Source organism: Streptomyces sp. Edi2 (assembly GCF_040253635.1).
Classification (GTDB): domain Bacteria; phylum Actinomycetota; class Actinomycetes; order Streptomycetales; family Streptomycetaceae; genus Streptomyces.
Map to the genome: position 1 here is coordinate 5,147,396 of NZ_JBEJGX010000003.1, position 21,814 is coordinate 5,169,209.

The 21,814-nt window shown below is 71.3% G+C and carries 19 protein-coding genes; 15 read left to right on the forward strand and 4 right to left on the reverse strand.

The features are described 5' to 3' along the window. Positions 1–19 precede the first annotated feature (19 nt). A complete protein-coding gene (locus ABR737_RS26015; protein WP_018514302.1) occupies positions 20–514 on the reverse strand; it encodes an inorganic diphosphatase in 495 nt (164 codons plus the stop codon). A gap of 86 nt (positions 515–600) precedes the next feature. Here ABR737_RS26015 and dacB point away from each other — a divergent pair, with 86 nt between their 5' ends. The 6 genes from dacB (at position 601) to folE (ending at position 8,488) form a co-directional block, all read left to right on the forward strand. Further along, the gene (gene dacB, locus ABR737_RS26020) at positions 601–2,175 is read left to right on the forward strand and encodes a D-alanyl-D-alanine carboxypeptidase/D-alanyl-D-alanine endopeptidase (protein WP_350252696.1); all 1,575 of its coding nucleotides are present in this window, start codon (positions 601–603) and stop codon (positions 2,173–2,175) included. A 274-nt stretch (positions 2,176–2,449) separates the two neighbouring features. Next, entirely contained in the window at positions 2,450–3,598 is a 1,149-nt protein-coding gene (locus ABR737_RS26025) for an Rv3626c family coenzyme F420 biosynthesis-associated protein (protein ID WP_350252697.1), read from the forward strand. A gap of 188 nt (positions 3,599–3,786) precedes the next feature. Beyond that, positions 3,787–4,845, forward strand: a complete 1,059-nt coding sequence (tilS, locus tag ABR737_RS26030; protein WP_350252699.1) for a tRNA lysidine(34) synthetase TilS — start codon at positions 3,787–3,789, stop codon at positions 4,843–4,845. A gap of 86 nt (positions 4,846–4,931) precedes the next feature. Continuing rightward, positions 4,932–5,471 (forward strand): hypoxanthine phosphoribosyltransferase, encoded by a 540-nt coding sequence (gene hpt, locus ABR737_RS26035; protein ID WP_350256922.1) that lies wholly within the window; start codon positions 4,932–4,934, stop codon positions 5,469–5,471. A 282-nt stretch (positions 5,472–5,753) separates the two neighbouring features. After that, on the forward strand, positions 5,754–7,766 hold the full coding sequence (gene ftsH, locus ABR737_RS26040) for an ATP-dependent zinc metalloprotease FtsH (protein ID WP_350252701.1): 2,013 nt from the start codon (positions 5,754–5,756) through the stop codon (positions 7,764–7,766). 116 nt (positions 7,767–7,882) lie between these two features. Continuing rightward, on the forward strand, positions 7,883–8,488 hold the full coding sequence (gene folE / locus ABR737_RS26045) for a GTP cyclohydrolase I FolE (RefSeq protein ID WP_350252703.1): 606 nt from the start codon (positions 7,883–7,885) through the stop codon (positions 8,486–8,488). A gap of 486 nt (positions 8,489–8,974) precedes the next feature. On the opposite strand, the gene ABR737_RS26050 is transcribed toward folE, so the two are convergent. After that, positions 8,975–10,090 (reverse strand): alpha/beta hydrolase, encoded by a 1,116-nt coding sequence (locus ABR737_RS26050; RefSeq protein WP_350252704.1) that lies wholly within the window; start codon positions 10,088–10,090, stop codon positions 8,975–8,977. 141 nt (positions 10,091–10,231) lie between these two features. Between ABR737_RS26050 and ABR737_RS26055 the strand changes: the two genes are divergently transcribed. From ABR737_RS26055 to ABR737_RS26085, 7 genes are all read left to right on the forward strand, one after another. Next, positions 10,232–12,079, forward strand: coding sequence for a phosphatidylglycerol lysyltransferase domain-containing protein (locus tag ABR737_RS26055; protein WP_350252706.1), 1,848 nt, complete (start codon positions 10,232–10,234; stop codon positions 12,077–12,079). 124 nt (positions 12,080–12,203) lie between these two features. Then, positions 12,204–13,142, forward strand: coding sequence for a dihydropteroate synthase (folP, locus tag ABR737_RS26060; RefSeq protein ID WP_350252708.1), 939 nt, complete (start codon positions 12,204–12,206; stop codon positions 13,140–13,142). A 5-nt stretch (positions 13,143–13,147) separates the two neighbouring features. Beyond that, a complete protein-coding gene (locus ABR737_RS26065; protein WP_129294924.1) occupies positions 13,148–13,627 on the forward strand; it encodes a nuclear transport factor 2 family protein in 480 nt (159 codons plus the stop codon). A gap of 482 nt (positions 13,628–14,109) precedes the next feature. Further along, positions 14,110–14,469, forward strand: coding sequence for a dihydroneopterin aldolase (gene folB / locus ABR737_RS26070; protein WP_350252710.1), 360 nt, complete (start codon positions 14,110–14,112; stop codon positions 14,467–14,469). Further along, positions 14,466–15,113, forward strand: coding sequence for a 2-amino-4-hydroxy-6-hydroxymethyldihydropteridine diphosphokinase (folK, locus tag ABR737_RS26075; protein WP_350252712.1), 648 nt, complete (start codon positions 14,466–14,468; stop codon positions 15,111–15,113). Before folB ends, folK begins: the two co-directional genes overlap by 4 nt. A 123-nt stretch (positions 15,114–15,236) precedes the next feature. Continuing rightward, positions 15,237–15,728, forward strand: coding sequence for a DUF3180 domain-containing protein (locus ABR737_RS26080; RefSeq protein WP_350252714.1), 492 nt, complete (start codon positions 15,237–15,239; stop codon positions 15,726–15,728). Between the two features lie 140 nt (positions 15,729–15,868). Beyond that, entirely contained in the window at positions 15,869–17,221 is a 1,353-nt protein-coding gene (locus ABR737_RS26085) for a hypothetical protein (protein ID WP_350252716.1), read from the forward strand. A gap of 112 nt (positions 17,222–17,333) precedes the next feature. Here the strand turns inward: ABR737_RS26085 and ABR737_RS26090 are convergent, their stop codons facing one another. Together ABR737_RS26090 and ABR737_RS26095 are read right to left on the reverse strand one after the other, a co-directional pair. After that, positions 17,334–18,476, reverse strand: a complete 1,143-nt coding sequence (locus ABR737_RS26090) for an NADH-quinone oxidoreductase subunit D (RefSeq protein ID WP_350252718.1) — start codon at positions 18,474–18,476, stop codon at positions 17,334–17,336. Positions 18,477–18,529: 53 nt separating this feature from the next. Next, positions 18,530–19,570, reverse strand: a complete 1,041-nt coding sequence (locus ABR737_RS26095) for an SAM-dependent methyltransferase (RefSeq protein WP_350252720.1) — start codon at positions 19,568–19,570, stop codon at positions 18,530–18,532. A 173-nt stretch (positions 19,571–19,743) separates the two neighbouring features. Between ABR737_RS26095 and ABR737_RS26100 the strand changes: the two genes are divergently transcribed. Further along, positions 19,744–20,949: a sensor histidine kinase gene (locus ABR737_RS26100; protein WP_350252721.1), complete on the forward strand. Its 1,206-nt coding sequence runs from the start codon at positions 19,744–19,746 to the stop codon at positions 20,947–20,949. A gap of 150 nt (positions 20,950–21,099) precedes the next feature. Beyond that, positions 21,100–21,783, forward strand: a complete 684-nt coding sequence (locus ABR737_RS26105; RefSeq protein WP_350252722.1) for a response regulator — start codon at positions 21,100–21,102, stop codon at positions 21,781–21,783. The last annotated feature ends 31 nt before the right edge of the window (positions 21,784–21,814 follow it).

Here is a 21,814-nt window from a genome sequence, read left to right on the forward strand (position 1 = left end):
CCGGGACGGTACGGCTGTGTCAGTGCTTGCCGCCCTGCGCCTCGAGGCGCTTGTACGAGGCCTCGATCTCGGCCTCGGCCTCGGTGCGGCCGACCCAGTCGGCGCCCTCGACGGACTTGCCGGGCTCCAGGTCCTTGTAGACCTCGAAGAAGTGCTGGATCTCCAGGCGGTCGAACTCCGACACGTGGTGGATGTCCCGCAGGTGCTCCACCCGCGGGTCGGACGCGGGCACGCACAGCAGCTTGTCGTCGCCGCCGGCCTCGTCCGTCATCCGGAACATGCCGATGGCGCGGCACTTGATGAGACAGCCGGGGAAGGTCGGCTCGTCCAGGATGACCAGCGCGTCCAGCGGGTCGCCGTCCTCGCCCAGGGTGTTCTCGACAAAGCCGTAGTCGGCCGGGTAGCTGGTCGAGGTGAAGAGTCGACGGTCCAGGCGGATCCGACCGGTCTCGTGGTCCACCTCGTACTTGTTCCGCGAACCCTTCGGGATCTCGATGGTGACGTCGAACTCCACGGGTGGCTCCTCCATGATCAACACATACGTCTGGTGATTAAGTGTCCCCCACGCAGGTGTGTGGTGGCGAAAGGGGCTGGTCCGAGGTGCCGGAGACCGGAAAGTGGCAGGTCAGATGGCAGTCGGCGCAGCGGTCCGGGCGGGCGGCGACGCACGCGGCGGTCCGCGCGGCGCAGAGCGGGGTCGACGCCGCGCGGCAGGCCTGGGAGGCCACACCGCGCCAAACCCGGCAAACCTGGCGGCTGACGGCGGTCTCCGCAGCCACCGGCCTGGCGGTCGCGCTCGCCGCGGTGGCAGCGGCAGGGCCGTGGGACTCGGGTCAGCGTACGGCCGAGCGCGCACAGGCGGGCTCCATGGACGGTGCCAGTGGTGAGCATCACGCCGCCGACCCCGGGCGGGCGCCCAGCGCCCCGCCCGTCCTGCCCGCCCTCGGCGACGTGGCGCCCGGTTCGGCAGGCCGTGGCGCGGCCCCCGTGCCCACCGACGCGGGGCTGGCCGACGCGCTCTCACCGCTGCTGAAGGACCCCGCACTCGGCCCGCTGCGTACCGCCTCCGTCCTGGACGTCGCCGCGGGCCGCGAGGTCTTCGGCGAGGGCCAGGGCAAGGCCGCCACCCCCGCCTCCACCGTCAAGCTCGCCACCGCCGTCGCCGCGCTCTCCGCGCTCGGCCCCGACCACCGCATCGACACCACCGTCGTCATGGGCGGCAAGAACCGCATCGTCCTGGTCGGCGGCGGCGACCCCACGCTGACGGCCCGCGCCCCGCGGCACGGCGCCGAGGAACAGCCCGCGAATCTGCGCACCCTCGCCGACGCCACCGCCCGCGCCCTCAAGAAGCGCCACACCACCAAGGTCGGCCTCGGCTACGACACCGGCGCGTACACCGGCCCCGCCCTGCACCCCATCGGCCCGAACGAGAACATCGCCCCCGTCACCGCCCTGATGACCGACGAGGGGCGCCTCGACGACAGCGACCACGGCACCGCCCCCCGCAGCACCGACCCGGCCCGCGACGCGGCCCGCACCTTCGCCGGACTGCTCCACGAGCGCGGCATCACGGTCGACGGCGGCCCGGCCGAAGCCGAGGCCCCCAAGAAGCCCGACCGGATCGCCACCGTCCGCTCGCTGCCGCTGTCCGCGCTCGTCGAGCGGATGCTCACCTACAGCGACAACGACATCGCCGAGGCCCTGGCCCGCCAGACCGCCCTCGCCCTGCGGCAGCCGCCCGGCTTCGCCGGCGCCGGAAAGGCCGTACGCACCGCGCTCGCCCGGCAGCATCTGCCCCTGTCCGGCGCGGTCTTCGAGGACGGCAGCGGCCTGGACCGCGACGACAAGGTCACCGCCGCCCTGCTCTCCCACCTCCTGCTGGAGGCCTCGTCGCCCGACCGGCCCGCGCTGCGCCCCGTCGTCACCGGCCTTCCGGTGGCCGCCTTCACCGGCACCCTCAGCAACCGCTACCGGGGCGAGAGCGCCGGCGCTGGTGCCGTACGCGCCAAGACCGGCACCCTCACCGGCGTGAACACCCTGGCCGGCACCGTCGTCGACGCCGACGGCCGCCTCCTGGTCTTCTCCTTCATGACCACCGGCACGAGTGACCCCCAGGGGGCCCAGAACGCCCTCGACAAACTCGCCTCGGCGGTGGCGAATTGCGGCTGCCGCTAGGGCCGGAGAGGGCCTCGGCTCACCACGAGGTCAACTGGCCCACCGAGGGGTCCCACCGCCACGCTTTTCCCCACCCACCACGGGAGGGGACGGGCCTCCGGACACCCTGCCTTGGAGGCCCGTCACCGCACCCCGGCAGCCCCGCGCAGCGGCCCGGCCCGCCGTAGGCGCGACGGCGGACAACCCCGCGGCGGGAAAGCCGAGCATGTGGGGGCAAAGGCAAAGCGCAGCGAACCGGCTACCCCCACGGCATGCGCCCACGTACGGTGAACTCATGACGAGCATCGGTGGGACCGAGATGGTCGACTGGAACCTCGCGGTCGCGACCGCGACCCGGTTCGTACGGCCGGGGCCAGAGGTGAGCCGGGACGAGGCGCGCGCGATCGTCGCCGAGCTGCGCAAGCACGCCAAGTCCTCCGAGGCGCACGTCCGGGCCTTTACGCGGATGGCGCAGCCGGACGCGACGGGCGAGGCGCCGCATGACACGCCGGTCCTCGTCGTGGACCGGCCCGGCTGGATCAAAGCGAACGTCGCCGGTTTCCGGGCCGTGCTCAAGCCGCTGCTGGCCAAGATGGAGGACCGCCGCTCGGCGGTCCCCGGCGGCGCGGTGCTCGGCGCGGTGGGCGGCAAGGTGACCGGCGTGGAGCTGGGCATGCTGCTGTCGTTCCTGGCCTCGCGGGTCCTCGGCCAGTACGAGACCTTCGCCCCGGCCTCCCGGGACCTGCCGGCGGGGGCACAGGGCGGGCGGCTGCTGCTCGTCGCGCCCAACATCGTGCACGTGGAGCGCGAGCTCGAGGTGGAGCCGCACGACTTCCGGCTGTGGGTGTGCCTCCACGAGGAGACCCACCGCACCCAGTTCACCGCCGTTCCCTGGCTGCGGGACCACATCGAGGGCGAGATCCAGGCGTTCCTCGGTGAAACGGACATCGATCCGGGCACCCTCCTGGAGCGGCTGCGCGAGGCCGCCCAGTCGCTGGCCGGCGCCAAGCCCGAGGGCGAGGAGGGCGAGGAGGAGAGCAGCCGCTCCCTCGTCGATCTCGTCCAGACGCCCGCGCAGCGCGAGATCCTGGGCCGGCTGACGGCGGTGATGTCCCTGCTGGAGGGCCACGCCGACTACGTGATGGACGGCGTGGGACCCGATGTCGTGCCGTCGGTCGCCGAGATCCGCGAGAAGTTCCAAAAGCGCCGGGCCAGCGGCGCCGGGCGGCTGGACCAGGCGCTGCGCAAGCTGCTCGGCCTGGACGCCAAGCTGCGGCAGTACCGCGACGGCGAGCGGTTCGTCAGCGCGGTCGTCGAGGAGGTCGGGATGGACGGCTTCAACCGCGTCTGGACGTCGCCGAACACCCTCCCGACCAAACAAGAGATCGCCAAACCGGCGGACTGGGTCGCGCGGGTGCACCGCAAAGCGGACGGGGCACCGTAATCGAACGGCGTGAGCTGGGCACGCCGGGTGGCAGTAGCGCGCCCCTTCAATCACCCGTCTGAGGGACCGTTACGGATGGATAGGCGTGCAATGCTCGGGGAACCGCTCGCCTCTGTCACCATCTAGGCACTCTGTGTGACGAAGATGCCCTCACCGGCGGGCTCCCAGCTGAACGATTGGAAACGGACATGGGTCCCCATCCAGCGGTCGCCGCGATACGCCTGGCGGTCCGCCGCGTACTCCACGACGTCCTCACCCACCACTGCGCGCAGGACCGGCACGAGACCCCGCTCGTGCTCGTCGCCTGCTCCGGCGGCGCCGATTCGATGGCGCTCGCCTCCGCTCTTGCCTTCGAGGCCCCCAAGCTCGGGGTCCGCGCCGGGGGCGTCACCATCGACCACGGCCTCCAGGAGGGCTCGGACCTCCGCGCCGCCGAGGTCGCCCTGCGGCTGCGGGGCCTGCGACTGGACCCCGTCGAGGTGGTCGCCGTCGATGTGGACCAGCCGAACCGGGTGGCGCACAGCACCTCGTACCGGGGTGGCGGGGGGCGAGGGGCGGGCGGGCCGGAAGCCGCCGCCCGTGACGCCCGTTACGCCGCCCTGGATGCCACCGCCGAGCGCCACGGCGCCACCGCGGTCCTCCTCGGCCACACCCGCGACGACCAGGCGGAGACGGTGCTGCTCGGTCTCGCCCGCGGCTCCGGGACCCGTTCGCTCTCCGGCATGGCGGCGACCAGCGGCAGGGACGGCCGCTACCGCCGCCCCTTCCTGGACGTGGACCGCCAGACCGCCCGCAAGGCCTGCCTGATCCAGTCGCTGCCCGTCTGGGACGACCCGCACAACACCGACCCCGCCTACACGCGCTCCCGCCTCCGCCACGAGGGCCTGCCCGCCCTGGAGAAGGCCCTCGGCAAGGGCGTCGTCGAGGCGCTGGCCCGTACCGCCCAGCTCTCCCGTGACGATGCCGACGCCCTGGACGACTGGGCCGCCGAGGCGGAGGGCACGGTCCTCGACGACACCGGCACCCTCGACATCGCCGCGCTCTTCACCCTGCCCCCCGCGGTGCGCCGCCGGGTGCTGCGCCGGGCCGTCATCGCCGCCGGGGCACCGGCCGGTTCGCTCTTCGCCCGCCACATCGAAGAAGTGGACCGGCTGATCACGGCCTGGCGGGGGCAGGGGGCCATCAACCTCCCCGGGCGAGTGGGTGTGCGACGGCAGGGTGGCAGACTGGTGATCCGGCAGGGCTGAGCCGCAGACGCTGCCCCGCATCCGAAGTCTCACGACTGACGTGAACACCGAACAGAGCGAGAGTGGCACGGGTGGACGACAAGGACATGGGCTCCGACCTCGAGTCGGTACTCATCAGCAAGGAAGAGATCGACGCAAAGCTGGCTGAGCTGGCCGCGAAGATCGACGCGGAGTACGCGGGCAGGGACCTGCTCATCGTCGGCGTCCTCAAGGGCGCCGTGATGGTCATGGCGGACCTGGCGCGCGCGCTGTCCACCCCCGTCACGATGGACTGGATGGCCGTGTCGTCGTACGGCGCGGGCACCCAGTCCTCCGGTGTGGTCCGCATCCTCAAGGACCTCGACACCGACATCAAGGGCAAGCACGTCCTGATCGTCGAGGACATCATCGATTCCGGTCTGACGCTGTCCTGGCTGCTGTCGAACCTCGGCTCGCGGGAGCCGGCCTCGCTGGAGGTCTGCACCCTGCTGCGCAAGCCGGACGCGGCCAAGGTCGCCATCGACGTGAAGTGGATCGGCTTCGACATCCCCAACGAGTTCGTGGTGGGGTATGGCCTCGACTTCGCGGAGAAGTACCGCAATCTGCCGTTCGTCGGTACTCTCGCGCCGCACGTCTACGGCGGCTGAGGGCGCTCTGTGTGCCCGTCCGGCCGTCGCGGCCGGGCGGCGCCCGGACCGGCCGTCGCGGGGCGGCGGGAACCCTTCGGGGCCTTCCGCCGTTGGAGCAGGGAGAACGGAATCCTCGGCTTCGTGTTCACCCTCGGCGCAGGCGCCGGGTGACAATGCTGGGGTACCGTCCGAAGGCAATTCTTTTTCGGGCCAGTAATACACCGTACGCACGACCAGCCCTCCCCAGGGCGTTGTGCCTCACTGTGGCAGGAGGGACGGGGCCTCAGCGGCTCCGTATGGATGGACGTGAAGCGATACTTCCGTGGGCCGGTCATGTGGATCGTGCTGGCCGTCCTCGCCGTGGTCGTGTTGATGCAGGTCGTCGGCTCGTCCGGCGGCTACAAGACGGTGGACACCGGTCAGGTCGTCAAGGCGATCGCTGACAACAAGGTGAAATCCGCCGAGCTGACGACCGGTGACGAGAACAAGATCAAGATCGAGCTGTCGGGCTCCAACAAGATCGACGGCTCCAACAAGCTCCAAGCGAGCTACATCGGCGACCAGGGCGTCGACGTGGCCAAGAACCTGCAGGCCAAGTACCAGACCGGCGAGATCAAGGACGGGTACACCGTCTCCCCGTCGAAGCAGAACCCGTTCGTCTCGGTGCTGCTTTCGCTGCTCCCCTTCGTCCTCATCGTGGTCGTCTTCCTGTTCCTGATGAACCAGATGCAGGGCGGCGGCTCCCGGGTGATGAACTTCGGGAAGTCGAAGGCGAAGCTGATCACCAAGGACACCCCCAAGACGACGTTCTCGGACGTCGCGGGGTCGGACGAGGCGGTCGAGGAGCTCCACGAGATCAAGGAGTTCCTGCAGGAGCCGGCGAAGTTCCAGGCCGTCGGCGCCAAGATCCCCAAGGGTGTGCTGCTGTACGGCCCGCCCGGAACGGGCAAGACGCTGCTGGCGCGCGCCGTCGCCGGCGAGGCGGGCGTCCCGTTCTACTCGATCTCCGGCTCCGACTTCGTCGAGATGTTCGTCGGTGTCGGTGCCTCCCGTGTCCGTGACCTCTTCGAGCAGGCCAAGACGAACGCCCCGGCGATCGTCTTCGTCGACGAGATCGACGCCGTCGGCCGGCACCGCGGTGCGGGCCTGGGCGGTGGCCACGACGAGCGCGAGCAGACCCTCAACCAGCTCCTGGTCGAGATGGACGGCTTCGACGTGAAGGGCGGCGTGATCCTGATCGCCGCCACGAACCGTCCGGACATCCTCGACCCGGCACTGCTGCGCCCCGGCCGTTTCGACCGGCAGATCGCCGTCGACCGCCCGGACCTGCAGGGCCGTCTGGAAATCCTCAAGGTCCACCAGAAGGGCAAGCCGGTCGCGCCGGACGTCGACCTCTCGGCCGTCGCCAAGCGCACCCCCGGCTTCACCGGTGCCGATCTGTCGAACGTCCTCAACGAGGCCGCGCTGCTGACGGCCCGGGGCGACGCGAAGCTGATCAACAACCACTTCCTGGACGAGGCGATCGACCGCGTCGTGGCCGGCCCGCAGAAGCGGACCCGGATCATGTCCGAGAAGGAGAAGAAGATCACCGCGTACCACGAGGGCGGACACGCCCTGGTCGCGGCGGCCTCACCGAACTCCGACCCGGTTCACAAGATCACGATCCTGTCCCGCGGCCGGGCCCTGGGCTACACCATGGTCCTGCCCGACGAGGACAAGTACTCCACGACCCGCAACGAGATGCTCGACCAGCTCGCGTACATGCTGGGCGGCCGCGCGGCCGAGGAACTGGTCTTCCACGACCCGACCACGGGTGCCGCCAACGACATCGAGAAGGCCACCGCAACGGCCCGCGCGATGGTCACGCAGTACGGCATGACCGAGCGGCTCGGCGCGATCAAGTTCGGTACCGACAACTCCGAGCCCTTCCTGGGCCGTGAGATGGGTCACCAGCGCGACTACTCGGAAGAGGTCGCCGCGCTGGTCGATGAGGAAGTCAAGAGGCTCATCGAGACCGCGCACAACGAGGCGTGGGAGATCCTGGTCGAGAACCGCGATGTGCTGGACAACCTGGTGCTGACGCTGCTGGAGAAGGAGACCCTCAACAAGGAGGAGATCGCCGAGCTCTTCAAGCACGTGGTCAAGCGCCCGGCCCGCCCGGCCTGGACCGGCTCCTCGCGCCGTACGCCCTCCAGCCGCCCGCCGGTGCTCTCGCCGCGGGAGCTGGCCCCGGCCAACGGCTCGGTGACCACGACCGCCACCGTCTCCACGGAGAAGGCGGAAGCCCCCGAGGACCAGCGTCCCGAGAGCTGATTCCCGGGGCCACGGCCCCGGAATACATGCCGCGCCCCCCAGGCTTAATCTGGGGGGCGCGGCATTTCGCGAATCCACCGCGATAACCAGCGGTCGCAGAAGGAACGAGGCACCACATGACCGACCCTGTGACGCGGGGCGTCGACGGCAAGATCGGCACATTCGACGAGAAGCGCGCCGAGAACGCCGTCCGCGAGCTGCTCATCGCGGTGGGCGAGGACCCGGACCGGGAAGGTCTGCTGGAGACGCCGGCCCGGGTGGCACGGGCGTACAAGGAGATCCTGGCGGGGCTCTGGCAGAAGCCGGAGGAGGTGCTGACGACTACGTTCGACCTGGGACACGACGAGATGGTTCTGGTGAAGGACATCGAGATCATGTCGTTGTGCGAACACCATCTCCTGCCCTTTCACGGTGTGGCGCACGTCGGGTACATCCCGGCTGACAACGGAAAGATCACGGGGTTGTCCAAGCTCGCCCGCCTTGTCGATGTATTTGCCCGCCGCCCCCAGGTGCAGGAGCGGCTGACCACGCAGATCGCCGATTCGTTGATGAGCATTCTCGAGGCGCGGGGTGCCATCGTGGTGGTTGAGGCCGAGCACATGTGCATGTCTGTGCGTGGTATCCGCAAGCCCGGCGCGAAGACGACGACCTCTGCGGTGCGAGGGCAGCTGCGTGATGCCTCGACCCGGGCCGAGGCAATGAGCCTGATAATGGCGCGGTAGATCCCGTCAAGCACAGCTGGCCGGGCTGATTGTCAGTGCCTCCCCGTACTCTCCGTGGTGATTCGGTCGCGGATGGGGAGCCGGTGTGGGGAGCGGTGGACTGCCGAGCAGGCAGACGGTGAATGCGTTAGGCGGGCGCAAGCGAGCCAAAGATGTGCGGGAGGGAGACCGGCTCTGGACGCTGGTCGATAGGCGAGCTGCCACAACGGTGGTGACCGAGGTGATGGCTGTGAAAACCCATCGCCTGGTCCAGGTCATCACCGATCATGCGACCATCGCAGCCGATGAGAGCTTGCTTCTCGCGAGCCCGGATGGCTGGGCGCATGCCACTGATGCCGTGGACGAAACCGTTCACCCTCTACAGCTTCCGTCTCGCACCGCACCCGGGCTTCCTGTCACACGGGCATCTGGTGAGAACGGGCTGGTGAGGCCCGGGTCCCGCAGGTGAGGCATGGACCCGGGCCTCTTCAGGGTCGCGCAGGTGGGTCAGGCCTTGAGGTGGTTGCCCAGCCACGCCAGGGCTGCCGGGATCTCCCGGCGCCAGGTGTTGAAGTTGTGGCCGCCGCTGTCGAGGATGATCGACGAGACCCGGCTCGGTGACTTCGTCTGCTGGATGAACCGCAGCGTCTGGTGGTAATTCGCCTCACCCTGCTTGCTGCTGGTGACCAGTAGGTTCACCTCGGGCGCGGGCAGGTGCTGCTGACGCCACAGCAGGTTGTTCTCGCGCTGCAGCTGCGCGTTGCCGCCGAAGAGGTCCCCGGTGGTGGCGTCGAGGGGAGCCTTGTAGACACCGGAGAGGGCGACGGCGCTGGAGTACGCGTCGGGGTGGCGCATGGTCATCTTCAGCGCGCAGTAGCCGCCGGTGGAGTCCCCGATGACCCCCCAGCTCTTGGCCTCGCGCCCTATTCGGTAGTGCCCGGCGATATCCGCACGCAGGTCCTTGGTGAAGAAGGTCTCGGTCTGCGGGCCGCGCGGTATGTCCATGCACTCGGTGTCGCGGGGCGGCGCGACCGTCGGGCGCATCATCACCAGGACGGTCGGCTGCATCTTGTGCTTCTTGAGCAGTTGGTGCTGGGTCTGCGGGAAATGCAGCTTTTTGTACAGCGCCTGGGCGGTGCCCGGATAGCCGGTGAGCACCAGGGCCGCCGGGAATTTCTTGTGCGCGTATTCCTTCTGGAAGTACTGCGGCGGCAGATAGACAAAGGCGGGGCTGGCGATCCCGGAGTGCTCGCCGTTGACCACCACCTTGTCGATGCGGCCGCCGACCGCCGGGCGCGACCCGTTCCGGACGCTGACCCGCTCGGTCCCCAGCATCTGCAGCTTGGTGCCGTTCGGCCCGGTCTGGTAATTGGTGACCACCCCCGGCCCCTGCTCCTGGCCGAAGAGGTCGGCCCAGGACGCGTAGAAGCCGAACGAGTTATTGGCGTACAGGCCGATCACGGCGAAGAGGGAAAGCTGGGTCGCCATCAGGAGTCCGACACGGCCGAGAACGGCGCGCCAGTTCCCCTTGGACAGGCGGGGCCAGAGCCAAACGGTGAGGACGAACAGTGCCACCGCGACGAGGACGGCAAGAAGCAGCACTTTCTTGCTGGTGAGACCCATGTGGTGCTTTCTTCCGGGCGGCCGGGCCATCCGTACCGCTAGTGGAACCCCGAGCCCTGAAACGCCGTCATACAGGGCGCATAAAGTCCAGATGCTGCGACAAGGCTCGCACGTTCTCTCGACCGGGGCGACGGGAAAGTGATGTCTGACAGGCTAGATGGCGAAAAGTCGGAGAAGGTTGCGTGGCGTCCGCCACGCTGGCTCCGCGGTCCGCGGCCCGAAGCGGTGCCGGGGTGCGTCGGTACGGCCGGTGTGGTCGTCGGCCTGTTGAACCTGGCCGCCGGGATGTTCCCGCGGTTCCGGCACAGCCGGGTGCACGCCCTCGCGGAGGTGCTTCCGGGCGCGGTGAGCCCGCTGGCGGCCGCCGCGTCCCTCGTCGTGGGCATCCTGCTGCTCCTTCTGTCCCACGGGCTCAAGCGGCGTAAGCGGCGGGCCTGGGGAGCGGCCGTGGCGCTGCTGCCGGTGGGGATCGCCGCCCAGTTGGTCTACCGCCACTCCGTGTTCGGCGCGGTGCTCTCGCTGGCTCTGCTGGCGTTCCTGGTGTGGCACCGCAGGGAGTTCGCGGCGCTGCCCGACCCGCGCAGCCGCTGGAAGGCGCTGGCCAACTTCGTCGTGCTCGGCGGCGCCGGCTTCGGCATCGGCATGATCATCGTCAGCTCCCACCCCAACAAGATCATTGGCTCGCCGTCCGTCTGGGACCGTGTCCAGCACGTCCTGTGGGGCCTGTGCGGCTTCGAGGGCCCGATCGGCTACACCCAGCAGGTGGACTACACCGTCGGCTACTCCCTCGGCGCGCTCGGCCTGCTCACCGTCGCTACCACCGCGTACCTCGCCTTCCGCCCCGAGCACCCGGCGGCCCGGCTGACCGACGAGGACGAGCAGCAGCTGCGCGAACTGCTCGCCCGGCACGGCGCCCGTGACTCGCTCGGCTACTTCGCGCTGCGGCGCGACAAGGGCGCGGTCTTCTCCCCGACCGGCAAGGCCGCGGTCTGCTACCGGGTGATCTCCGGTGTGATGCTCGCCAGCGGCGACCCGATAGGCGATGTCGAGGCCTGGCCGGGCGCCATCGAGCGCTTCATGGCGGAGGCCAAGGCGCACTCCTGGACCCCGGCGGTCACCGGCTGCAGCGAGACCGGCGGCCAGGTGTGGACCCGGGAGACCGGGATGGACGCGCTGGAGCTCGGCGACGAGGCGATCGTGGAGGTGGCCGACTTCACCCTCGCCGGCCGCGCGATGCGCAACGTACGGCAGATGGTCAAGCGCATCGAGCGCAACGGTTACGAGACCCGGGTGCGCCGGGTGCGCGATCTGGACCCGGCCGAGCTGGCGCAGATACAGAAGGCCGCGGACGCCTGGCGGGACACCGACACCGAGCGCGGCTTCTCCATGGCGCTGGGCCGGATCGATGCGGTGGCCGACGGCGACGCGGTGATCGCCACCGCGCATCTGCCGGCCGGCGAGGGCGAGGAGCCCGGCCCGTACGGGGACCTGAAGGCGATGCAGCACTACGTGCCGTGGGGCGACAGCGGCATCTCGCTGGAGCTGATGCGGCGCGACCGCAGCGCCGACCCGGGCATGAACGAGCTGCTGATCGTCGCTGCGCTGCAGGCCGCCCCGGGCCTGGTGATCAAGCAGGTGTCGCTGAACTTCGCGGTCTTCCGCTCCTCCCTGGAGCGCGGCGAGAAGCTGGGCGCGGGGCCCGTCATCCGGATCTGGCGCGGGATGCTGGTCTTCCTGTCCCGCTGGTACCAGATCGAGTCGCTGTACAAGTTCAACGACAAGTTCCGGCCACGCTGGGAGCCTCGCTTCGTGGTCTTCCGCAACAGCCGCGACATCCCCCGGATCGGCCTGGCGGCGCTGCAGGCCGAGGGCTATCTGGAGCTGGGCCTGCCGCGCGTACTGCGGCGCCGGAAGCCCGCCGAGCCGCGGCCGTGCGTGCATACGGCGGAGCCGGTCAAGGCGGCGGGTGCGGTCGAGCGGGCGGCCTGACCGGCTGCCGGGCCGGGCGCCGGAGGGAGTCGTTCCGCATCCTCCTGAAGGGTGCCGACGTCCGGGCGGCCCCGCAGCCGACGGCAGCAATCCGGCCGGTCGGCACACGGCCTAGGCTGGTGCCATGAGTACCTTGCGTGGCCGGGTGGCCGGACTGCCGGACTGGGAACGCTGCGCGGTGATGGGCGTCGTCAATGTGACGCCCGATTCGTTCTCCGACGGCGGTGACTGGTTCGATACCGAACTCGCCGTCAAACACGGTCTCGACCTGGTGGCGCAGGGCGCCGACATGGTGGACGTGGGCGGCGAGTCGACCCGGCCGGGCGCGGCGCGGGTGGACGAGGCCGAGGAGCTGCGCCGGGTCGTCCCGGTCGTCCGGGAGCTTGCCGCCGCCGGTGTCGTGGTCTCCGTCGACACCATGCGCGCTTCGGTCGCCGAACAGGCCGTGGAGGCCGGGGCACGCCTGGTCAACGACGTCAGCGGGGGCGCCGCCGACCCGGCGATGGTGCCCGTGGTGGCCACCCACCACGTCCCGTTCGTGGTGATGCACTGGCGGGGCCGGTCCATCGACATGAACAACCGCGCCGTCTACGGGGACGTGGTCGCTGAGGTCGTCGGCGAACTCGCCCGGAGCATGGAGCGCGCGGTGACCGGCGGGATCGATCCGGACCGGATCGTCATCGACCCCGGCCTGGGCTTCGCCAAGAACGCGGAGCACGATCTCGCGCTGGTCGCCGGGCTCGCGCGGCTGCGGGCGCTGGGCCGTCCGCTGCTGGTGGCGGCATCGAGGAAACGGTTCCTGGGCAGGGTCCTGGCAGGGGACGAGGGAGCTGCCCCACCGCCGGCCCGGGAGCGGGACGCCGCGACGGCGGCGGTGTCGGCGATCGTGGCGCGAGAGGGGGCCTGGGCGGTGCGGGTGCACGAGGTCAGGGCGAGCGCGGACGCGGTACGGGTGGCCCGTGCCGTGGAGGACGCGGCGGCGGCCGGGCGTGGCGAAACGGCCGGTGCGGCCGGTGCGGGTGAGATGAGCGACACGACGGCGAACACGACGGGAACGGTGTGAGCGGCTTGGGCCCACGGACGGACATCGAGCTGGTCGAGCAGGCGAACACCACGCTGTACGAGACCATCGAGCGCGGCGATCACGAGGCGCTGTCCGAGCTGTGGCTGGACGGTCAGGTGAGTGTGGTCCACCCCGGGTGGCCGGTGCTGCGGGGGCGCGGCGAGGTGCTGCGCTCGTACGCCCTGATCATGGCGAACACCGAGTACATCCAGTTCTTCCTCACCGATGTGGAGATCGATGTCGTTGGTGACACCGCGCTGGTGACCTGCACCGAGAACATCCTCAGCGGCGGGCCCGCCGAGGACGACGGCTCGGTGGGGCCGCTGATCGGCCAGCTGGTCGTGGCGACCAATGTCTTCCGGCGGACGGAGGACGGCTGGCGGGTGTGGTCGCACCACGGCTCGCCGGTGCTGGCCGACCGCGACGAGGAGGACGAGGACGACGAGGCCGGAGGAGCCGGCGACGGGGACGAGGACGCCCTCTGAGGCTGCTGCCAGGGGCGCGCCGGGGGCTCCGGGTGGTGCGCCCGGGTGTCCCCTTGGATGGTGCGTCCCGGTGTCCGGTCGGTGCGCCCGGGGGGACGCGATCCGGGAGCGGACGGGGTGTGAGCCTCGCCATGCCGCCCGCCCTTGCGTCCCGGGCGGCGGCCTGCCCGTCGTCATCGGTGGGGGTCAGCCATCTGGGCGAGGGCGCACCCGTTCGAGCCAAGTGCGGCACGGGTAGGGGTGGGGCGTGGGCAGGGGGGTAAGAGGCCGCGCGGACGATCTCCCGGTTTGCCGGATGCTGTCCCGATGGGCGGCTTCTAGCAGCAGGGCCGGGTCTTGTCCATAGCCCCCGTAGGCGAGGACTGTCGTTCCTCGAAGGTAGATTCGACGCCGGGGCAGTGTTGCCGGATCGCTCCGGCGGCTGCCCGGAATCCGACGAACAGTGGCGCCAGAGGTGCCGTGGACCAGTGGGAGTGATTCGCGTGGATCGTGTCGCGCTGCGTGGGCTGAAGGCCCGGGGCCACCACGGGGTGTTCCCCCGGGAGCGCGAGGAAGGGCAGACCTTCATCGTCGATGTGGTGCTCGGCCTGGACACCCGCCCGGCAGCGGCCAGTGACGATCTCGCGAAGACCGTGCACTACGGCGTTGTGGCCGAGGAGGTGGTGGCCGTCGTGCAGGGCGAGCCCGTTGACCTCATCGAGACCCTGGCGGAGCGCATCGCCGGCCAGTGCCTCAAGCACGAGGGCGTGCAGGAGGTGGAGGTGGTGGTGCACAAGCCGGACGCGCCCATCACCGTCCCCTTCGATGACGTGACCATCACCATCACTCGGAGCCGAGTATGAATTCCGCCCGTCAGCCGACCACCACCTCTGATGGCACCGCCGTGCGGCGCCCCCAGCCCGGTGACCCGACCGTACAGCCGGTGCCCGCCTCCGTCGTGGAGCAGGTGGACGCCGCGGATGTGACGCTCTCCAACCCCAAACGCGCCGTGATCTCGCTCGGCAGCAACCTCGGCAACCGCCTGGAGACGCTGCAGGGCGCCGTCGACGCGCTGGAGGACACCCCTGGCCTGCGGGTCAAGGCGGTCTCCCCGGTCTACGAGACCGAGCCGTGGGGGGTGGCCCCGGGCTCCCAGCCGACGTACTTCAACGCGGTGGTGCTGATCAAGACGACGCTGCCACCGGCCTCCCTCCTGGAGCGCGGGCATGCGATCGAGGAGGCCTTCGAGCGGGTCCGCGATGAGCAGTGGGGCCCGCGCACGATCGACGTCGACATCGTGGCGTACCAGGATGTGCTCTCCGACGACCCGCGGCTGACGCTGCCGCACCCGCGCGCCCATGAGCGGGCGTTCGTGCTGGCGCCCTGGCACGACATCGAACCGGAGGCGGAGGTTCCGGGGCATGGTGCGGTGGCCGCGCTGCTGTCGGCCGTCGGCCGTGACGGGGTGGCGCCGCGGGCGGACCTGGAACTGCGGCTGCCGGAGTAGCCGTTAGGGTTGCGGGTCGGTTCCCTGCGGGATGCATGCGTACGGGACGGACAAGGCGGCCATAGTGGCAGGAATGGTCGCCTCGGCAGGGATGGTCATGACGGCGCGAGGGGCGATCGCTCGGTGAAGCAGCTACACATCAAGGTGCTGGTCGGGCTGTTTCTGGCGGCCGGGGTGCTGGCATGGGGAGGCGCCCGGCTGTGGGACTCCCTCGGCACCCTCCCCAGCGTTCCGGTGGCCGCGCCGATCGTGCTGGCGCTGATCGCCGCGGTGCTCGCCGCCACCGCGCTCGCGCTCCGGGCCCGGCTGCGCGCACAGCGCGAGCGCCGGCCGGGCGCCAAGGGCGTCGATCCGCTGGTGGCCGCCCGCGCGGTGGTCTTCGGCCAGGCGAGTGCGCTGGTGGCGTCGCTGGTCGCGGGGCTGTACGGCGGCGTGGGCGTCTTCTTGCTGACCACCGGCCTCGATGCCGCGGCGCGCAGGGACCAGGCGATCTACGCCGGCCTGTCGGTGGCCGCCGGGGTGGCGGTGGTCGCCGCGGCGATCTTCCTGGAGCGGGTGTGCAAGCTGCCGGAGGACGACGGCAACGGCAACGGCGGGGCCGATGCGTCGGTGTGAGGCCGGCGGCTGACAGCTCAAGACCGCGGATGTTGCACAGACTTATGGGGAGTCCGGCGGTCTGGTCAGGAAGTAACCAGCGGGAAACGGATTCGTGTGCGGGGCCCCATACGTCCCGCACGCACGGTAAGTTTCTGGCCATGCCACGAGGACGCCACCGCCAATCACCACCCCTCCACCGGCTGCTTCCTCCCGCGACGGTCGCCGGTGCGTCAATAGCCTGCGCCGCGGGCGCGTGGTTTGCCGGCGACGATCTGGTGCAACGGGTGCTCGCCGCGGGCGCGGCCGCCGCCGCCCTCACCGGCGCCGTCCTTATGCGGACCTGGGACCGTAAGGCCGGCCGACGGGTCGCCGAACTGGACCGCGCCCGGGTGCGCGACGAGTGGCGCACCGAGGAGCGGATCGCCGAGCTCGAAACGGATGTGGAGGAATCCCGCGAGCTCCGCGCTGCCATGGACGCCAAACTCCGTGCCAAGCGTGCCGAGTTGGCCCGGCTGCGCAGCGAACACGCCGCCCTGCTGCGCCGTTACGCCACCGCCGAGACCGAGCGGGCCAGCGCGCTGGAGGGCCGTCGGCTGCTCGCCATCGAGGCCGCCGCCCCGGCCAAGGAGCTGCCGGCCGCCGGTCTGCCCCGCGCTCTCGACTTCGTCCGCACCGGGCAGACCCCCACGGTTTCCGTCCCGGTCCGGCGCGAGCCCGCCGCGAACGGGGACGGCCAGGCCCCGGCCGCATCCCCGGCCCCGGCTCGGGCCACCGCGACCTTCGCCCAGGCCGACCGGGCGCTGCGTCAACTGGCCCGTAACGCTGCCCGGCAGCGCACCGCCCAGCAGGCCGCGCGCCTGGCGCGGGACGGCGCGGGTGCCGGTTCCGGTTCCGGTTCCGAAGGGGCCACCCGGCCCGGGCCGCCCGCGGCCCGCGATGCCGGGGACGGCCAGGACGGTGAGAGCGGCCGGGGGAACCCGTCGGCGGCCGCCGCACAGCGCACGGGCGACGCACCAGCCCGTACGGCCGCCGCCTCCGGACCCGCGCTCCGCCCGGTCCCGGCCACCGCCGCCGCCCTCGCCCCGTCCCGCCCCGCCGTATCGCGCGCGCAGGGCGGCTTCGACTTCTTCGGCAACGCGACCGCTTCCGGCCCCCGGGAGCTGACCGCGCCGCTGGAGGACGATCTGGCGGATGTCGTCGGCGACGAGGCCCTGGCCGAACAGTCGGCCCGTGCGCGGGCGCGCACGGCCCGCGCGGCCCGTACGGACGCCCGTCCGCAGCCGTCCGCGGAGGGCGCCGCGGCCGACGGCGAGCACCCCCGTGACGGCCGCACCGGCGACGGGCACCCCCGCGACGGGCGCTCCCGCGACGAGCGGCAGGCGGACGGCGAGCGCGCGGACGAGCGGACCGACGGCGCCACGACCGCGGGCACCGGCGAGGTCATCGACCTGACCGCGCACGACGAGACCGAGCAGTTCGACTTCGGCGCACTGCGCAGCGCCATCTCCTGACCCTGAGCCGGCCACCGCCCGGCCCCGGAGCCTTCACCGGCTCCGGGGCCGGGCGTTTTCCGGCAGGCCCGAGCCGGCCGTGACGAGCGGGGCGCAGGGGCGGCCGTCCCGCCTACTTGTCGATGTCCCCGACCACGAAGAAGAACGAGCCGAGAATGGCGACCATATCGGCGACCAGGGTGCCCGGCAGCAGCTCCACCAGCGCCTGGATGTTGTTGAACGACGCCGAGCGCAGCTTGAGGCGGTAGGGGGTCTTGTCGCCCTTGGAGACGAGGTAGTAGCCGTTGATGCCCAGGGGGTTCTCGGTCCAGGCGTAGGTCGCGCCCTCGGGAGCCTTCAGCACCTTCGGCAGCCGCTGATTGACCGGCCCCGGCGCCAGTTCCGCGATCCGGTCCAGGCAGGCATCGGCGAGATCGAGCGCGTTGTGGCTCTGCTCCAGCAGGCACTCGAAGCGGGCCAGGCAGTCGCCCTCCTCACGGGTGACGACCTTGAGCGTGGACTGCAGCTCCCCGTACGCCAGATACGGCTCGTCGCGCCGCAGGTCGAAGTCCACACCGGAGGCCCGGGCGATCGGCCCGGAGACGCCGTACCCGTGCACGATCTCCGGCGCGAGCACACCGACCCCGCGGGTGCGGCCACGGAAGATCTCGTTGCCCAGGACCAGGTTGTCGAAGACGTCCATCCGGGAGCGCACCTCGGCGACGGCGTGCCGGGCCCGGCCGAGCCAGCCCGCCGGCATGTCCTCCTTGAGGCCGCCGACGCGGTTGAACATGTAGTGCATCCGGCCGCCGGAGATCTCCTCCATGACGGTCTGGAGCTCCTCCCGCTCACGGAAGGCGTGGAAGACGGGGGTGATGCCGCCGAGCTCCAGGGGGTACGAGCCCAGGAACATCAGATGGTTCAGCACCCGGTTCAGCTCGGCGAGCAGCGTCCGCAGCCAGACGGCGCGCTCCGGCACCTCCATGCCCAGCATCCGCTCGACGGCCAGCACCACGCCCAGCTCGTTGGAGAACGCCGACAGCCAGTCGTGCCGGTTGGCGAGCATGATGATCTGGCGGTAGTCGCGCGCCTCGAAGAGCTTTTCGGCGCCGCGGTGCATATAGCCGATCACCGGCTCGGCGTGCTGGATGCGCTCGCCGTCCAGGACGAGGCGCAGCCGCAGCACGCCGTGCGTCGAGGGGTGCTGCGGGCCGATGTTCAGCACCATGTCGGTGCTCTCCGCCGCGCCGCCGATGCCGACCGTCGTCTCCGTCATGGGAACAGTCTTGCAGCACCCCGTCGCGGGAGCCGCCCTGGCCCTCGGGGCCCTCAGGCGGCGTCCGGCACCCCGAGCAGGCCCGCGCACGCCTCGCCCACCGGCTCCAGGAGCCATCCGAAGCCGCCGAGGCCCGCCGGATCGGTCAGCTCCGCCGCTGCCCCGGCCGCGCTCAGGGCCCGTACGTAGCCGGAGGGGTCGGTGGCGGCCAGGGCGAGCGGGGGACGCCGGCCGTCCACCCCCAGGGCGCCCAGCGCCGCGCGCTGGGTCAGCCGCTGCGCCGACGGCCCGGCGCAGGCGTCCAGCGCCACATGTGCCGTGATGTCGCAGCTCCCGTCCGGTACGGGCGCCACCTCGCGGCCGTCGCGGAAGCCGGTGAGCGTCCCGAAGAGCGGTCGGTCGCCCCTCTCGTGTGCATAGTCGACGGCGACGGCGAGCCCGGCGTGCAGCGTACGGACGGCCTGCGCCCAGGCCTCGTCCCGGGGCCGGCCGATCTCGGCACGCAGCCCGGGGGAGGCGGCGGCATCCGGGGCGGGCGGGGGCGGCAGGGGCGGCCACCACCGGCCCAGCCACTCCGCGTCCGCGCCGTCCACCGGCTCGCCCAGCCGCTCCGTGCCGTCGGCGCGGACGAGCACCCGGCGCGGCACCCCGTCCGCATCCGTCTCGACGACATCCACCGGCACATTGTCGAGCCATTCGTTCGCGAACAGCAGGCCGGTGACCGAGCCGGGGGCGGGCAGCTCGCTGCGCCAGACGATCCGCGGATCGAGGCCCGGGGGGCGCGCGGCGCGCTCGACGGCGCACGGGCGCACCCGCGCGGCCACTTCGTCGGGCAGCGCGGCGAGCACACCGGTCAGCAGCTCGCCGCGCCCCGCGCCCACATCGACCAGAGCCAGCTCGTCCGGACGGCCCAGCGCGGCGTCCACCCGGCGCAGGAGGGTGGCGACGGCGCCGGCGTACAGGGGAGAGGCGTGCACGGAGGTACGGAAATGGCCGGCCGGACCGGGGCCCCCGGGGCGCGTGTAGAAGCCGTCGCCGGGGCCGTACAGCGCCCGTTCCGTGGCCTCGCGCCACCCGCACCACTCGTTCGTCACCCGCCCCACGGTACGGGCGGGCGCCGCCCCGCGCGGACGGGGTGGTACGCGGCCTGTCCCCCCTTCCCACACATTTGGCGCATGGAGTCTCCACCTTGGGGAGTAGGCCCGGCGCACAGGATCGCTCCTCCGGTTGACTCGTACACGTATGCGTGGTGCCTACGCTGGGTTACGTGCAGCGCCTCTATGACTTCCTCCGCAGGCACCCGACGGGAGTGGACACCTTCTGGGCCGTCCTCCTGCTCGGGTTCAGCAGCCTGACGGTCTTGGGCGGGCCCACAAGGGGCGCGCAGATTCCCATGGCGATCTTCACGGTCGGCCTGTGCCTCGTCGTCGCGCTGCGCCGCAAGATCCCCGTGAAAATGCTGCTGCTGACGGCAGCCATCGGCGTCGGCCAACTGATCTTCGGCGTCCCGTTCCTGCCCGCCGACTTCGCGATGTTCGTGATCGCCTACACCGTCGCGTCCGCACCCGCCGTCCCGCGCTGGGCCTCCCGCTGCGCCCTCACCGGTGCCCTGCTCGGCCCCGCTCTCTCCGCCGTGCGCTTCAATCAAATGCTCGGCAGCCATACGATCAAGCAGGACCTGCTCGCCACCGCGCTGCTCACCGTGCCCTTTGTCCTCGCCTGGGTGCTGGGCGATTCCATGCGCACCCGCCGCGCCTACTGGGCGCAACTGGAGGAGAAGGCCGCCCGGCTGGAGAAGGAGCGCGAGGCACAGTCCCGGATCGCGGTCGCGGCCGAGCGCGCCCGGATCGCCCGGGAGCTCCACGATGTCGTCGCCCACAACGTCTCGGTGATGGTCGTCCAGGCCGACGGCGCCGCTTACGTCCTCGATGCCGCGCCGGAGCAGACCCGGCAGGCCCTGGAGACGATCTCCGGCACCGGGCGCCAGGCGCTGTCCGAGATGCGCCGGCTGCTGGGCGTGCTGCGCACCGGCGAAAAGTCCGAGGGCGGCGAATACGGCCCCCAGCCGGGCGTGGACCAGCTCAGCGACCTCATGGAGCAGGTGCGGGGCGCAGGGCTGCCGGTCGACTTCCAGGTCGAGGGCGAGCCGCGCGAGCTGCCCAGCAGCGTCGAACTCACCGCGTACCGCATCGTCCAGGAAGCGCTCACCAACACCCGCAAACACGGCGGCCCCGCCGTCGGCGCGACCGTCCGCCTCTCCTACCAGGACGACGATCTCGATCTGCTCATCGAGGACGACGGACGGGGCGCCCAGCGCGAGCTCTACGAAGAAGGCGGGGAGGACGGCCTCGGCCACGGCCTGATCGGGATGCGCGAGCGGGTCGGCATGGTCGGCGGCACCCTGGCTGCCGGACCGCGGCCGGGGGGCGGCTTCCGGGTCAGCGCCGTCCTGCCGCTCAAGCCGGTGCGGTGAGCGGGGTGACCGGAAGCGGTGCGGTGAGCGGGGTGACCGGGCCGCTGCCGCGGCCGGCCCGCCGGCCCGGCGAACTCACCCGGGAATCCGGCCCGCTGCACTTCACCCCGTACGCTCGGCCCCACTCCTGTACGAAAGGACCCCCTGCACATGACCATCCGTGTGATGCTCGTCGATGACCAGGTGCTGCTGCGCACCGGGTTCCGGATGGTGCTGGCCGCACAGCCCGACATGGAGGTCGTCGCGGAGGCGGGCAACGGCGTGGAAGCCCTGGAGGTGCTGCGCGCCACCCAGGTCGACGTGATCCTCATGGACGTACGGATGCCGCATCTGGACGGGGTGGAGGCCACCCGCCGGATCTGCGAGGGCGGGCAGAAGGAGGGGGCTCCGAAGGTCCTCATCCTGACCACCTTCGACCTCGACGAATATGCCTTCTCCGCGCTGAAGGCCGGCGCCAGCGGCTTCATGCTCAAGGACGTCCCGCCCGCTGACCTGCTCGCCGCGATCCGGGCGGTGGAGAGCGGCGACGCGGTCGTCGCCCCGTCCACCACCCGCCGGCTCCTCGACCGCTTCACCCCCATGCTGCCCGCCACGTCCGCAGAGCCCGTCCGGCCCGAGCTGGAGCGGCTGACGGAGCGCGAGCGGGAGGTGCTGCTGCTGGTCGCCCAGGGACTGTCCAACGGAGAGATCGCGGCACGGCTGGTGCTCTCGGAGGCCACGGTCAAAACCCATGTGGGCCGCATCCTCGCCAAGTTGGGCCTGCGGGACCGGGTCCAGGCGGTGGTACTCGCCTATGAGACGGGGCTGGTACGGGCGGGGGGAACGGGGGCGTAGCAGGGCGTGGCGGGGGAGTAGGGGCGCGTGA